The sequence below is a fragment of the Halomonas sp. KG2 genome, from assembly GCA_030440445.1.
GTDB lineage: Bacteria > Pseudomonadota > Gammaproteobacteria > Pseudomonadales > Halomonadaceae > Vreelandella.
Window position 1 is genome coordinate 4,400,283 of record CP098528.1, and the last position, 15,253, is coordinate 4,415,535.

Consider the following 15,253-nt stretch of genomic DNA (forward strand, 5'->3'; position numbering starts at 1 on the left):
CTTTGTAGGAATGCATAGCTTATGCACCGTTTTCTGCTGTTAGACGATACCGATGTCCAGCAAGCCTTTGCGACTCACCTGCGCCACTTACGCGAGCAGGCCAACCTATCCCGTGCGGCGCTGGCACAGCGCAGCAGTGTGCCTGCCCCAACCATCAAAAAATTTGAGCTCACCGGGCAAATATCGTTTCGCCAACTGCTGTTGCTATGGCAAAGCCTAGACGACTTGGCACGGCTATATGCGCTGACCCAACAAGACGCATTCAACACAAAGACACCTTCCTCTATCGAAGAGGTGCTCAAAGATGGCCTTTAAACCCACGCAACGGCTGAACGTGACCCGCACGCTATCAACCGGGGAACAGGTTGCTGCGGGCGTATTAGCGCAAAACCGCCAGGGGGTATTTTTTCAGTACGCGAAAGGCTATGAGGAACGACATGGCAACCTATCGCCCTTTACGTTACAGCACGGCCTAGCGCTTCAGCCAGCCCCTAAAACACCGCATCAAGGACTGCACGGCGTATTTGGCGACTGTTTACCCGATGGGTGGGGACTGCTGCTACAAGACCGGGTATTCCGTCAGCATGGTATAGCGCCTATGCAGCTTACGGCGATGGATCGACTGGCATTTGTTGGCCAGCGCGGCATGGGCGCACTGGCCTTTGAGCCAACATCAGATGCTGCGCCGACACAAAGCGATAATGAGCACCTAGCGACACTCGGACTCCAAGCACAAGCCGTTTTTGATGGGCAAACCGAAGACGTACTAAGTGCTCTAGTCGCAGCGGGTAGCTCCGGTGGGGCAAGGCCAAAAGCACAGCTTTTTATGGCTCCAGGCCAATTCAGCGAGTGCCGAACCAAGGCCCGGCCAGAGGATGACGCGTGGCTGGTCAAGTTTACCTCCCAACATTTGCCTTTGGGTCACGAAGAAGGCCTATGCGAAGCGGTATACCTGGAGTTGGCTAAAAAGGCAGGCCTTGAGCCGCCGGAATGGCAGTTGCTGCGCATACCGACGCCTCAGGGGGAACGCGCTTGGCTTGCCATCAAACGGTTTGATTGGATTAATCAAAGCCCTGCGGGGCGTCTGCATATGCATAGCGCCTGTGGTCTGCTGGATGCCGACTTTCGAACTCCTAGTCTTGATTACGCCGACCTTATCAAAGCCAGCCGCCAGCTGTGTAAATCCCCCGCCGTCGGCCAACTCCAATTCCGACGCGCCCTGTTTAACCTGTTTGCCTGCAATCAGGATGATCACAGTAAAAACTGGGCGTTTTTGCAGGACGACCGAGGCGAATGGAAACCAGCGCCTTTCTATGACGTAACGTTTAGCCCTCACCCTTATGCAGAACACGCGACTGCTTACATAGGCTACGGTAAACAGCCGCCTCTAAAAGCCATTCAGCAGCTAGCTGGGCATGCAGGCTTTGCCAACTGGAAACAGGCTCAGCCGTATGTTCAGGAGATCGTAGACGTTATGAGCATTTTCCCAACCGTGGCAAAAGACCTTGGTGTGAAAGCCAGCACGATTGAGCTGATCACCCAGCGATTGAATCAAGCGTGGCAGGAGAACAAGGAGCTTTTACTCAGTTAACGATGACTGTTTAAAGAAGATAAATGGCGAGGAATACGTCCCGCATACAAGCGTTATCGCTCGCCCAAAAAGTTATAATCAGCACCAATTTTCGAAGCACCAAGCTGATACTGATGCACCCCATTAGCTTTATGTGCTGTTTGATTGCAAAGTACACGACATTTTAAGCGTGTGGCGGCTCGCTTGGCGCCGACACGACCGTAATGTAAGGATCCCAAATGGCCATTAAGAAGAACGAGCTCTACTCATCCCTTTGGGCAAGCTGCGATGAATTGCGCGGCGGTATGGATGCCAGCCAGTACAAAGACTATGTGCGCAAGACAGCACGCTGAGTGCCCCTCAGTGGAAGGACACTAACGGCCAGCTGAAACCCTTCGATTTCGCCGTCGCCAACCCTCCGTTCTCCAACAAAAACTGGAGGTGCGCTAAGCCGTAAATACGGCCATGGTACAAAGCTACTGGGAAATAGGCCGTCTGATTGTCGAGCATGAGCAGCAAGGCAGTAGCCGCGCCGAATACGGCAAACAGCAGCTCCAGCAGCTTTCGCAACAGCTCACCGAGCGGCTGGGTAAAGGCTTTGATGTTCGCAATCTACGCAATATGCGCCAGTTTTTATCAAAGCTTTCCAAAACGGAACGCAGTGCGTACCGAATTGAGCTGGACTCACTATCGCACCCTGCTGCGAATAGACAATGCCCAAGCCCGAGACGGGGTATTTGCACGAAGCGATCAACCAAAGCTGCAGAGCAAATGCATAGATGGGACTAAATTCCCATAATCCAATACAAAATGGGAACATAGTACCTAAGCTTTTCCTGGTTCGATTTTAGCTTTGACTATGACAACGCTTTTTTAAAATCACCCTACTGTTTGCAAATTGCCCCTTTGCTTACTCTGCATGCAGGGGAGCCTATAACTTTACGTAGATAGCACCGATGCAAATCAAGATTTCTCAGAGCAGCAGCGCATTATTAACTTGCCCACTGCACCATTAAAGCATTGATGACCAGTGGTGATTTCCGCACTCCATTCTTATTGGAGCCCGTACCGCGGCCTCGTTGAGCGATATCTATCGATAGATTGAAGCCCACACACCCGATAATACCGCCCCAGTGCCTTCTGGCCATGCCGTTTTAACAGGAAAATTCACTTGCTCAATTATCACCAGTTGATAAGATATCCGGCCTATGTATATGTGTACAGTTTTTAACAAACTAGTCAAAGAGAGCGTTATGGAAAGCACGGGACGAAAGCGCTGTGTGATTGGCATACGCGGCCAAACACCTGACCCAAATTACCCAGTAGATATTTGGTTTGACTCACTAAAATCAATCGCCAACGTGCTGTCTAAAGAAAACCAACACTTATTAAAAGTGATCACTGAACAGCAGCCACAGTCAGTCACCGAGCTAGCCGAACTGACAGGTCGGGCGGTAAGTAATGTATCGAGAACGCTGAAGACTTTAGGAAAATACAATCTGGTAGAGATGCAGAGCGCAAAAAAAATGCTCTGCCCTAAAACCACCCATCAAGATTTTTTAGTCGTAGTGAATGATGAAAAATAGATCCAAGACCCTCCAACAAGCAGAAGAGCTCATCAAACCCTTAGCGCTTTCTCATGTGCCCCAAGAAAGCGACGTTGATGCGGTTATTGACCAGTGGTTGCATGCACTCGCAACTGATAGTCAATTTTATTGCAATCTCACGTTGGCTGAGCCAAAGAAGCTCAAAGAAAAAACTTTATCACTTTTGCAAGAGAAAAACTTGTTCTTATCGAGGGAATCATTTTTTGATGAAGTATTCAGCGGTTTAAAGCTAAAGCCCGACTTGGATGCAAAATTTAGATTCATTGACCTTTTTGCTGGCATTGGCGGTGTTAGGCTAGGATTTCAGCGCAGCGGAGGCGCTTGTGTTTTCTCTTCGGAATATGATAAGTCCGCTCAAAAAACATACAAGGTAAATCATGGTGAGTTTCCATTTGGCGATATAACAAAGATAGATGAAGAGGAAATACCTGAGCACGATGTTTTACTAGCTGGTTTCCCTTGCCAGCCATTTTCAAATGCAGGAGTATCGGCTAGAAACTCTGTTGGCAAGAAACATGGCTTTCTTTGCGATACTCAAGGAACTCTTTTTTTTGATGTAATGCGTATTATTGATTCTAAAAAGCCGAAAATAGTCTTTCTTGAAAATGTTAGAAACTTAGAAAGGCATGACAAAGGTCGCACTTTTCAGACAATAAAAGAAACTATTGAGAAGAGTGGCTATAATTTTTATTACAAAGTAATTGACTCTAGTTCAGTTGTTCCTCAGAGAAGAGTTCGTTGTTATATGGTGGCCATACGGTCTGATATATCAGTTGAATTCTGTTTTCCAGATTTTCATGGTGAGCCGAAACCCCTTAGCTTGATACTTGAAAATGATGTTGATGATATATATACAATATCTGATAGGCTATGGCTTGGTCATATGAATAGAACAAAGAGAAATATAGAGCGAGGTACCGGTTTTACGGCTCATACCGCTAATCTTGACAAACCTTCTAACACAATAGTGGCTCGCTATGGTAAAGATGGTAAAGAGTGCTTAATCCCTCAGAAAAATAAAAACCCAAGACTCCTTACTCCAAGAGAATGCGCCAGACTCCAAGGATTTCCTGAATGCTTTATCGTACCTAAATCTCGAACACCTGCGTACAAACAATTCGGTAACTCTGTAGTTGTTCCAATCATCGAGGAAATAGCTAAAAAGATTATAAGGGATGCCCTATGAATTTTCAAAAATACTGTGACTTGATTCAGGATGATCAGAAGATAAAATCAGAAAAAACTTTATTATTAACATACACTAACTCGAAGAATGAGGCATTCAGCATATCACCGGAGAGCATCAGGCTTTTCCTTTTATTTTTGCTAAACAATTTTGATTTAGTTGTTTCTGCGTGGGAGAAAGTATCAACAAGAAAAGAAAACTTTTATCAATATGAAGAAAAATCATACAGAGAGATATATAAGTCAGCTAGCGACGAAGAACTGAAAATAATATCTTCAGCCGGTCGCAGCCAGACCAAAGCTTTGACAAAGCTAATTGCAAAATTAATTGGCTTTTTAAGCAGAAAAAATTATGAATCTCCTGAAAAAAATACTTTTTTTGATAAAAATTATATCAAGTTTGCTCTTGAAAACTGGGATAATATAATGGTTAGTACTCCTTCAAAATCAGGGGTAATAAACAATGAGAACATAAAAGAATCTTTCAGAATTTGGATGGTAAAAAATGGCTTACCTGAAAAAACTGCGTCATCTTATTCGGAAACAGGAATCACCTTTTGTAACAAATATTTATCTAGAATTAATATAAACGAAGAAAATCTTTATAAACTAAACCACAAACAAGTACTAAATACACTTAATGAATTAAAGAAAATAAATGATTGGTTGCAGGCAGATAAGAATGATAATTCGATGTATAGTGGTGCTTGTAAAAAATTAGCAGAGTTTCTGAAATATAAAAACAATACCACTCTTTCTTCTCTGCCCAAACCCTTCCTACTCCTGGCTGGTATCTCAGGAACTGGCAAAACCCGCTTTGTTCGTGAGCAGGCAAAATCCACGGGCCAATTTAATGAAACCTATTGTTTAACTTCGGTGCGCCCTGATTGGCATGAACCGAGTGATCTATTGGGGTATATTTCTCGACTCTCGAGTAGCGGCCAGGCGGAATATATTACTACAGATGTACTTCAATTTATTGCCAAAGCCTGGCGTGCCATCGCCGATAGTAACTTAACGATTGATGTACAAAATAGTGATGACCATGGCGAGCGTCTGGTGGTCAGTGGTGACCGTGGTGCTCTACAAGCCGTGTTGCCCTATTGGCTATGCTTAGATGAAATGAATCTTGCACCTGTTGAGCAGTATTTTGCCGATTACCTATCGGTGCTCGAAACCCGTGAATGGGATTGGGATGAAGATACCTTCATTTACAGCAGCGATGCATTATTAAAGCCTGCTACGATTAGCGCCGTTGCGGATACGGATAAATTAAGAGTCGATTTGGGCTTTGAGTTACCAGACTACGACGATCTTTGGCAGCTAATCTGTCAGTATGGCTTAGCAATTCCATTCAACTTAATGGTTGCTGGCACGGTTAATATGGATGAAACCACCCATGGCTTTTCGCGCAAAGTAATCGATCGCGCCCTAAGCTTTGATTTTGGTGAATTTTTCCCCAATGATTACGATACTTTCTTTGCTCCAACCAGTCATAACAAATCACTCGGTTACCCTATTTGGTCACAAGCGCGAAAAGATGATTTAGCCAATACCTGTGATGCCGATGGATCGCAAACATTGGCATTTTTGAGTGCCGTGAATACGGTATTGAAGACCACCCCGTTTGAATTGGCCTACCGTGCACTTAATGAGTTATTACTGGCCGTAGTCAGCACCCAGCCACAGGACGAGCTAACCCTGAAAGCCGTATGGGATGATTTTATGATGTGTAAAGTACTGCCTAGGATTGAAGGAGATAGCGATAAGCTAACTACAGCAGCAGGTGGAGATATGTTGGCGGAGCTGAATAACGTATTGACGGAGCAATTGTCGCCTATCTGGAATGCTGATGACAATAATGATTCGGCCCATCAGCGACCCGATCTGTATAGAGAACAAGCACTGGACGTAGAAGCAACAGAAGACGAGAAAGTACTGCGCATTGCTTGTCGCTCAAAAGGTAAGCTCTCATGGATGAAACAACGCTTGGATAGCGTGACGTTTACGAGTTTCTGGCCGTGATTTTTGGCTGTAACGCTAAGCACGGTAGAGGTAAAGCGAAAGGAGTGGCGAGGAATGCCTGAGTTAATACGATTACAAACACCTGATTTTGAGTTTTCGGTTTGGGCTAACGATATCAGCGCGCGCGCAAAAGTGTATCAGGCCACTGTGGCCGAAAGAGCCAGCCTAACGCTTGAGTATGCAGAGAGCGATGCAGCCCTTCGCTTTGCCCCAGAAGTTGAACTTGTTGATATCGCAGTTATTGATGAGCAGAACAGTAGCCTTGAACTTGATAACAGCCATGCACAAACTGTTTTGGCGACAAGTGTCACTGCGCCTGAAAAATGCTCAACATTCACTTTAAATACACCTTTGTTTTTTGAAAATACTCAATATCAGTTTGAATGGGTGTTCTTGCAAGCCGTATCCGATGCATACTTGGTACATCGTAGCCAAAGCGTCAGCGAAGCGTTTCGCTTTGCCAAACAACGGGGGCCTATTCCCGCACGTTTAACAGGCACCATTAATACTGGCAATGATGTTGGCTGGATGCGCTTACCACTATCATTTGAGGCAGAAGGTAAAACCCACACACAGCATATTGCTTTTGAAGTGTTGCCTACCAAGATGGCGCTACATCACGATTTACCAGCCATGTACCAGGCAATTGATGCTGTTTACCCGCTTTGGCGCTTTAGCTTGGTAGAAAAAACCGAGCAAGATGCAGCAGCCAGCAAACAACGAGGGCACTTTCCACTGATGTGGCTGGCCAACTTTGCTGCTTTAAGGGAACGCTTTGAACAAGGCCTAAAGTTAATCTGTGCTGCCCCGCATAGCCGTTTACAACCAACAATTTCCAATGTTAAGGCGGCAAAATTAAAAGGGCGCCTACCCTACAGGCTCGCTGAGCAAGTTAAGCGAGACTTTGCCAATGGTCAATATGATAAACGTTATCGGGTAGAGAAGAAGCAGCTTAGCGTAGATACACCTGAAAACCGTTTTATTAAGATGGCGGTTACCCAGTGTAAACGACAACTGGCCAAGTTTGAGGCTACGCTGCGTGCTAGCAATCAAGCACCAGAACGCCAACGCTTATCGAATTTTTTTTTAAATGAACTGCATAGCTGGCAACTACCGATACAAAAGGTTCTGAATCTAAGCTTCTTAAAAGAGGTAAGTGCTTACGGTGGTCTAAGCCATGAATCTCTTGTGCTGCAACAAAAAACAGGGTACAGCGCGGTATACCGAGTGTGGCAAGAACTGAGGTTTTATTTGGATGTGTTTGGCAATCAGTCGAGCATTTCAATGAAATCGGTGGCCGAAATTTATGAGGTATGGTGTTTTCTGTGTCTGAAACAGATTTTAGAGCAGAATCTTGGCTTTGAATTAGTCAGCAATAGCATAGCAACATTGTCACAAAATGAGTTTTTCGAATATCAGCTAAAAGATGGTTTCGCCGGTGCATTTCAATTTAAACGCGATGATGGTGTCACGGCAAGGCTGGCTCATGAACCAAAGTTCACCAACAAAGGGCTGTCCATTCGTTCTTACTTGGTAAACCAAGAACCAGATATTGTATTAGAAGTCACCTTGCCCAAGACGGATGGTTCAGACGAAGAGCAGCAGTTTATCTGGTTATTCGATGCGAAATACCGCATTAAAACTAATAAAAATCGTTTTGACAACAGCGAAGAAAATATTTCGCAAACAGATTACGTACCCGACGATGCTATTAATCAAATGCACCGTTATCGGGATGCGTTAATTCGCTTGTCTGTACCCGATAACAAGACTCAGAAATCAAATGACTACACTGCAGCCAAACTCCAGAAGAAAAGCCGGCCAGTATTTGGTGCCTTTGCTTTGTACCCAGGTTTTTTTGATCAAGTTAATGACACTAACCCATATGCTGATGCGATTGAAGAGGTCAGCATAGGCGCGTTTGCTCTTTTACCTTCGCAAACCGAGAACAGCTACTGTGGTCACAAGTGGTTGCTTGACTTTTTGCAGGCGCAAATCGGTACAGCCCCAAGCAGCAAAACTGCGCAGCATGATGAAACCATTTACCCTATAGCTGGTATGGCAGAGCGTTTATATATGCAGGAAGCAGCGCGTATACCTTATTACGGTATGCGCCAAGTTCTTTATCCTGACCTAACTATGACAGTTGCACTGGGAGGCCAGCGAGGCCGCGACAGTAGTTACTTTAACGCATTTGAGCAGGGTACTGCACAGTGGTATCACCTACCGCAAAAAACCTTCTTGGCTAAATTTAAGCAGCATATTGCTGAAGAAATTTGCTACTTGGCTTTAGCATCGACATCTGACATCCAAAGAGCTACCAAGCAAATAGATAAGTTATGGCCGGTAAAGCGAGTATCCGTATTACCACGCTATGCTATTAGCGAAGAGCAAGCGGGTAAAAAATCAGGCGCTGATGATCTGTATTATTTGTTTGAACTAGGTAAGCCACTGACGCTACAAAGCCCAGTTACCCATGTTCCACATCGTCCCATAAGAAACTCGATGAAACTGACGACCTTAACGCGAATAGAGAATGTTAAGCAATTTTCTGAAGTAGAGGAAGTTTATGAAGAGGCCATGGTGTAATGGGAGATAAAAGATAATAACAAAATTTAAATCTAACTTGTTGATTAAAGTATTATTTATCCGTTATTTTATTAGCGATTAAAAATAGGTAATGACAACTTTATTTGTAAAATACAATAAAAAAAGCCCTGTATTTACAAGTCAATAACAGGGCTTATTAGATGAATAAAAAACCTACTCAATATTCTGAATCTGCTCCCGCATCTGCTCGATCAACACCTTCAACTCCACTGCACAACGCGTCGTCTCCGCCACTACGGATTTTGACGACAGCGTGTTGGCTTCGCGGTTGAGCTCTTGCATCAAGAAGTCTAACCGGCGGCCTTTGGGGCCTTTTTGGGCGAGCTGGTGGCTCACTTCTGCTATATGTGCGGTGAGGCGGTCCAGTTCTTCGTCTACATCGGCTTTCTGCGCGACCAGTACCAGTTCGGCTTCCAGGCGTTGCGGGTCGAGTTCGGTTTTGGCGACTTCTAAGCGTTCCAAAAGTTGGGCGCGCTGGCGCTCTAAAATTTGCGGCAGCAGGCTGCGCACAGTGGCGACTTGTTCACTCACAGCCGTTAGCCGAGTGGTGATCATCTCAGCAAGTTTTTCGCCCTCCCGGGCGCGGGCGTCGATCAACTCGTTCAGTGCTTGATCAAATAGCGTTTTGGCGGCGGCTTTGATGGCGTCTTGGTCGAGGTGCTGGGTTTCCATAACGCCGGGTTGGTTAAGCAACGCCAGCGTGGTGGGCGGCACGGCACTGGGTACCTGTTGCTGAATAGCGGCCAGGGCATCGGCTATTTCTTTTAAGCGCTGGGCGTTAACCGCAGGGGCTTGGTTGGCTTCGGCGGCTTCAAAACGCAGGCTGCACTCTACCTTGCCCCGCGCTAGGCGCGTGCGTAAGGCATCGCGTAGCACTGGCTCCAGCTCGCGTAGAGCGTCGGGCAGGCGAAAGTGCGGTTCCAGGTAGCGCTGATTCACCGAGCGGATTTCTACCTGCAGAGTGCCAAACGGGGCAGCCTGCTCGGTGCGGGCAAAGGCAGTCATGCTGTGTACGTGGCGTGGGTTGGCCATTAAAGTTTCCTGTTCATCGCGCATTTAGGTCAGTCTAACCGATCTTGTGCTGGTGGATACGTCTGCCTTGAATAGGCCCATCAGTGGCGGCGTTGACGTGTACAATAGTGGGCTTTCCCACTGTTAAATTGATGTGAGGTGCTATGCGTCCTGATGTTGTTCGCCCTAGCGGTCGTGAAGCCGACCAGCTTCGTGAAATTCGCATAACCCGCGATTACACTCGCCATGCAGAAGGTTCGGTACTGGTGGAGTTTGGCGATACCAAGGTGCTGTGTAATGCGAGCGTAGAAGCAGGCGTACCGCGCTGGCTGCGTGGTAAAAATCAGGGTTGGATCACCGCTGAGTACGGCATGTTGCCCCGTGCCACGCACACCCGCAGTGGCCGTGAAGCGACGCGCGGTAAACAAGGTGGCCGGACGCTGGAAATTCAGCGTTTGATCGGCCGTAGCCTGCGCGCGTCAGTGAACTTGAAGAAGTTGGGTGAATTCACCATTACCGTGGATTGCGATGTGATCCAGGCCGACGGCGGCACCCGTACCGCGTCGATTACCGGTGGCTGCGTGGCGCTGGTGGATGCCATTCGCTATCTGCAGCGTGAGAAGAAGATTAAAGGTGACCCCTTTAAACAGCTGGTTAGCGCGATTTCGGTGGGTATTTATAAAGGCGTGCCGGTACTAGATCTGGACTATCCGGAAGATAGCAAAGCCGACACCGATCTGAACGTGGTGATGACTGAAAGCGGCGAGCTGATCGAGGTGCAGGGTACTGCAGAGTCGGGTGCGTTTAACCGTACTGAGCTGAATGCGATGCTTGATCTGGCGGAGAAAGCGGGCTCCGAGCTACGCGCAAAACAGCGCGAAGCACTGGGTATTCGTGGCTAAGGCGTTACTTGGCGAATAACTTACGCGCTTACGCAAACAGGCCAGCTTAAAAGCTGGCCTGTTGCTGAGACGGGTAACGCGACGCGGGAAAGTGAGCGCTTATAGCGCTAAGTCATACTCAACGATCAGCGGTGCGAACTCAGAGAAGGTCGCATCGTAATCAATCCACGCGTCAACCACATGGCGACGGAAGTTGGGGCCGACCAGTTGGTAGTCGATCCGCCAGCCTTCTTGGCGCTCACGGGGCACGTCTTGGTCGAGCTTTGGCCACCAGGTATATTCACCCGCGTCGCGATTAATTTCGCGGAAGGTGTCGATAAAGCCGGTTGGGCCAAGCACCTGATCCATCCAGGCACGCTCTTCAGGGCGGAAACCAGAGGTAAGCTGATTGTCCGACCAGTTGGCCAAATCAATGGTTTTATGGGCAACGTGCCAGGTACCACAGATGATGTATTCACGGCGTTTGCGCGACATCTTCGTCAGGTACTCTTGATACTGCTCCATAAACGCCTGTTTGGCTTTTTGATCACTTCCATCAGGCATCAAGAAAGTGGCGATACTGAAGCGGTCATAATCCGCCTGCAGAAAGCGCCCTTCGTGATCGCACTGAGGGAACCCAAGGCCGTACATAATCGCCTTGGGAATTTTGCGGCAATAAAGTGCCACACCGGAGAAACCATCTTCTTCTGCATCCAGAAAGTAGCCTTCGTAGCCTTCCGGATAGAGAATATAGTCGTCCAGTTCAAAACTTTTTGCCTTGATGTTCTGCACGCAGATCACGTCGGCATCCTGCTGAGCCAGCCAGTCCAGGAAGCCACGGTCGACGGCATCACGTATACCATTGACATTGATGCTGGCAATTTTCATAAATCGTCCCTTTTGCGTCGCTGCTGTATGATACCCGACGTTTAGACGTTTGGGTAAATAGACAAACCAAATCTTGCTATTTAACCCCGTTTTATTGTTGCGTTTACTTAGATTCCTATTACTTTCATTCCTATCGACAAGAGAAAACCACCGTGGCCACCACTCTACAACCCTATCAGCGCGATTTCATTGCCTTCGCTATTGAGCAGGGCGTGCTCAAGTTTGGCGAGTTCACGCTAAAGTCGGGGCGAGTAAGCCCTTACTTTTTTAATGCCGGCCTGTTTCAAACCGGCCGTGCCTTGGCCAAGTTAGGCCGATTTTACGCTCAAGCGATTGTCGATAGTGGCCTGCAGGCAGATGTGCTGTTTGGCCCAGCCTATAAAGGCATTCCCTTGGCGGCGGTCACCGCCGCGGCCTTAGCCGACCATCACGACCGCGATATGCCCTACGCGTTTAATCGTAAAGAAGCCAAAACCCACGGCGAAGGCGGCAATATTGTCGGCGCGCCACTGGCCGGCGATATTTTGATCATTGATGACGTCATTACGGCCGGTACGGCGATCCGTGAAGTGATGAGCCTGATTGAGCAAAGCGGTGCCCGCGCGGGCGGCGTCATTATTGCGCTAGATCGCCAAGAGCGCGGCCAGGGTGAGCAAAGCGCTATCCAGGAAGTCCAGGCTCAGTACGGCATGCCGGTTGTCAGTATTGTCACCTTAGAGCAAGTGCTTACTTACCTTGAAGAGCATGCTGGCGGCGAAATGCTGGCTTACGCCGAGGCCGTGCGCGCTTATCGCGATCGCTATGGCATCACGGGTAGTCGCTGAACCTATTGTTCACTGCCTAATGCGCCAGCATAGCCTTGCTGGCGCCACGCTTCATAGCTAACGATGGCCACCGCGTTGGAAAGGTTCAAACTACGGTTATTGGGCTGCATGGGGATGCGCAGCTTGTGTTCTTCAGGCAGCGCAGCGTGCACCTGGGGTGAAAGCCCTGCGGTTTCTGAACCGAACAGCAATACGTCGCCCGGAGCGAAGGTCGCGTCACTGTGAGCACGGGTACCTTTGGTAGTAATCGCCCATAGTGTGCGCCCCTGCATCGCCGCTTGAAACGCCGTAAAATCGGCATGGCGGGTAACATTGTTGAGATCGCGGTAATCTAGCCCGGCGCGCCGCAGCTTTTTCTCTTCGAGATCAAAGCCCAGCGGTTCAATTAAATGTAATCGGCAGCCATTGTTAGCCACCAGGCGCATAATGTTACCCGTGTTGGGTGCCATACGCGGTTCAAATAGCGCTACTTCAAACATTACCACCTGCCTATTATTAACTCATTGTGCGTTCGCCCAGCGCCGCTGATTGTAATGGAATTTGCCAAGAAACACTTGTAGAGGTCACCCTTCACCATGACGCCCCAACCGCCAAAGAGCATTCTTAGCCGCATTAAAGGGCTAAACCCGCGCCAGCAGGAAGCGGTGCGCTATATCGATGGCCCCTGTTTGGTCTTGGCGGGCGCAGGGTCTGGTAAAACCAGCGTTATTACCACCAAAATTGCCTATCTGGTGCAAGAGTGCGGCATGAGCGCGCGCAAAATAGCGGCGGTTACCTTTACCAATAAGGCCGCCCGGGAGATGAAAGAGCGCGTTGGGCAAATGCTGAAGGGCAAAGAGGGCCACGGGCTAACGGTATCGACGTTTCACAATCTGGGCCTGAATATTATTCGCGGCGAGCTAAAAACGCTGGGCTACAAGCCGGGCTTTTCGTTGTTCGACCCGGAAGATGCCAAAGCACTGCTGCGCGATTTGATGAACAAAGACGCTCAGGTAGACGCTGAGCAGATCAACGCCGTGCAAGCCAAAATATCCACGTGGAAGAACGATTTAGTGCTGCCCAGTGATGCGCTTTCGTTTGCCGCGGATGATGACGAGCACTTTGCCGCACGGGTTTATGAAGCTTACGTACGCCACTTGAAAGCCTATAACGCGGTGGATTTCGACGACCTGATTCTACTGCCAGTGGTACTTCTACAACGCGATCCAGAGGCACTGGCCCGCTGGCGGAACAAAATCCACTACATGCTAGTGGATGAGTACCAGGACACTAACGTTTCCCAGTACCTGTTGGTGAAACTGCTAATGGCGGAGCGGGCTACCTTTACCGTGGTCGGCGACGACGATCAGTCGATCTACGCGTGGCGCGGCGCACGGCCTGAAAACCTGGTGACCCTTGGCGAAGACTTTCCACGCCTGAAAGTGGTTAAGCTGGAGCAGAACTACCGCTCGACCGGCACTATTCTGCGTGCGGCCAATACGTTAATTGCCAATAACCCACACGTTTACGATAAAACCCTATGGTCGGATATGGGCGATGGCGCGCCTATCCGGGTCATCGTCAACCGCCATGAAGAGGCGGAGTCAGAGCGGGTAGCCAGCGAGATGCTGACTCGGCGCATCAAAGAGAAGGCAGAATGGCGAGATTTTGCGGTGCTCTATCGGGGTAATTTTCAGGCACGTTTATTAGAGCTCAAGCTGCAGCATTACCAAATTCCCTACAAGCTTTCCGGTGGAACGTCGTTTTTCTCTCGCAACGAGATCAAGGACACCATGGCCTATCTGCGGCTGTTAATTAATCCCGCCGATGACAATGCCTTTTTACGCATTGTGAACGTGCCCCGCCGTGAAATCGGCCCAGGCACGCTGGAAAAGCTGGCCAACTATGCAACAGAACGCTCTATCTCGCTGTTTGCTGCCTGCCACGAGCTGGGGTTAGAACAAACGCTGCCAACTCGGGCCGTGGAGCGGCTTTCTCGCTTTACTCACTTTATTGATGGCGTGCGCAAGCGTATGGATCAAGACGATGCCATCGCGGCCATTCGCGATATGCTACGCGATATGGATTACGAAGCCTGGCTGTACCAAAACGCCAGTGCCCCGACTGTCGCTGAACGGCGCATGGCCAACGTATGGATTTTGATTGATCAGCTAGAAAAGTCGCTAAACCGCGACCCCGAAGATGCTGATGATTCCACTGCGACGGAAACCGATGGCGTCGAAGCTGCTATTTCGCGCTTAGTGCTTCGAGATATTCTTGAGCAACAGGCCGAAGAAGACGACTCCGATCGTGTGCAACTACTCACTATGCATGCCTCGAAAGGGCTGGAGTTTCCCCATGTGTATTTGATGGGCTTAGAGGAAGACTTGCTGCCCCACCGTAACGCTATTGAAATGGAGACGGTAGAAGAAGAGCGCCGCTTGGCTTATGTCGGCATCACCCGGGCAAGACGCACGTTAACGCTGACGCTAGCCCGCCAGCGTAAAGCGTATGGTGAACTGATGGATTGCCAGCCCAGCCGCTTTTTAGACGAACTGCCCGCTGATGATTTGGAGTGGGAGGGACGCGCCGATAAGGAAGACCCCGAGAAAAAGCAGGCACGCGGGCAAGACGCGATTGCCGGGCTACGTTCTCTGTTGGGTTAACGGCAAG

At 48.7% G+C, this 15,253-nt stretch carries 13 protein-coding genes; 10 read left to right on the plus strand and 3 right to left on the minus strand.

What is annotated here, in order from left to right:
* Positions 1–21 precede the first annotated feature (21 nt).
* The 7 genes from NDQ72_20100 to NDQ72_20130 all read left to right on the plus strand — a co-directional run bounded on the left by NDQ72_20100 (position 22) and on the right by NDQ72_20130 (position 8,976).
* Positions 22–315, plus strand: a complete 294-nt coding sequence (locus NDQ72_20100; GenBank protein WKD28313.1) for a helix-turn-helix domain-containing protein — start codon at positions 22–24, stop codon at positions 313–315.
* Entirely contained in the window at positions 305–1,591 is a 1,287-nt protein-coding gene (locus tag NDQ72_20105; GenBank protein WKD28314.1) for a type II toxin-antitoxin system HipA family toxin, read from the plus strand. Before NDQ72_20100 ends, NDQ72_20105 begins: the two co-directional genes overlap by 11 nt.
* Before the next feature lie 444 nt (positions 1,592–2,035).
* Positions 2,036–2,359: a DUF1016 N-terminal domain-containing protein gene (locus NDQ72_20110; GenBank protein WKD28315.1), complete on the plus strand. Its 324-nt coding sequence runs from the start codon at positions 2,036–2,038 to the stop codon at positions 2,357–2,359.
* 464 nt (positions 2,360–2,823) lie between these two features.
* Positions 2,824–3,156 carry a MarR family transcriptional regulator gene (locus NDQ72_20115; GenBank protein WKD28316.1) on the plus strand — a complete coding sequence of 111 codons (333 nt, stop codon included), beginning with the start codon at positions 2,824–2,826 and terminating at the stop codon, positions 3,154–3,156.
* On the plus strand, positions 3,143–4,363 hold the full coding sequence (dcm, locus tag NDQ72_20120; protein ID WKD28317.1) for a DNA (cytosine-5-)-methyltransferase: 1,221 nt from the start codon (positions 3,143–3,145) through the stop codon (positions 4,361–4,363). The genes NDQ72_20115 and dcm overlap by 14 nt, the downstream gene beginning before the upstream one ends.
* Positions 4,360–6,387 carry a hypothetical protein gene (locus NDQ72_20125; GenBank protein WKD28318.1) on the plus strand — a complete coding sequence of 676 codons (2,028 nt, stop codon included), beginning with the start codon at positions 4,360–4,362 and terminating at the stop codon, positions 6,385–6,387. The genes dcm and NDQ72_20125 overlap by 4 nt, the downstream gene beginning before the upstream one ends.
* A 54-nt stretch (positions 6,388–6,441) precedes the next feature.
* Entirely contained in the window at positions 6,442–8,976 is a 2,535-nt protein-coding gene (locus NDQ72_20130) for a restriction endonuclease-like protein (protein ID WKD28319.1), read from the plus strand.
* A 174-nt stretch (positions 8,977–9,150) separates the two neighbouring features.
* On the opposite strand, the gene NDQ72_20135 is transcribed toward NDQ72_20130, so the two are convergent.
* Complete coding sequence (locus NDQ72_20135) at positions 9,151–10,029, minus strand: YicC family protein (protein ID WKD28320.1); 879 nt, start codon at positions 10,027–10,029, stop codon at positions 9,151–9,153.
* Positions 10,030–10,172: 143 nt separating this feature from the next.
* Here NDQ72_20135 and rph point away from each other — a divergent pair, with 143 nt between their 5' ends.
* A complete protein-coding gene (gene rph, locus NDQ72_20140; protein WKD28321.1) occupies positions 10,173–10,910 on the plus strand; it encodes a ribonuclease PH in 738 nt (245 codons plus the stop codon).
* Positions 10,911–11,009: 99 nt separating this feature from the next.
* Here rph and NDQ72_20145 read toward each other — a convergent pair whose 3' ends face one another.
* The gene (locus NDQ72_20145) at positions 11,010–11,777 is read right to left on the minus strand and encodes an exodeoxyribonuclease III (GenBank protein ID WKD28322.1); all 768 of its coding nucleotides are present in this window, start codon (positions 11,775–11,777) and stop codon (positions 11,010–11,012) included.
* Between the two features lie 152 nt (positions 11,778–11,929).
* Between NDQ72_20145 and pyrE the strand changes: the two genes are divergently transcribed.
* Positions 11,930–12,601, plus strand: a complete 672-nt coding sequence (gene pyrE, locus NDQ72_20150) for an orotate phosphoribosyltransferase (protein ID WKD28323.1) — start codon at positions 11,930–11,932, stop codon at positions 12,599–12,601.
* Between the two features lie 2 nt (positions 12,602–12,603).
* Here pyrE and NDQ72_20155 read toward each other — a convergent pair whose 3' ends face one another.
* On the minus strand, positions 12,604–13,080 hold the full coding sequence (locus tag NDQ72_20155) for a tRNA (cytidine(34)-2'-O)-methyltransferase (GenBank protein ID WKD28324.1): 477 nt from the start codon (positions 13,078–13,080) through the stop codon (positions 12,604–12,606).
* Between the two features lie 96 nt (positions 13,081–13,176).
* On the opposite strand from NDQ72_20155, the gene rep reads away from it, so the two are divergent.
* Positions 13,177–15,246, plus strand: coding sequence for a DNA helicase Rep (rep, locus tag NDQ72_20160; GenBank protein WKD28325.1), 2,070 nt, complete (start codon positions 13,177–13,179; stop codon positions 15,244–15,246).
* Positions 15,247–15,253: the final 7 nt, after the last annotated feature.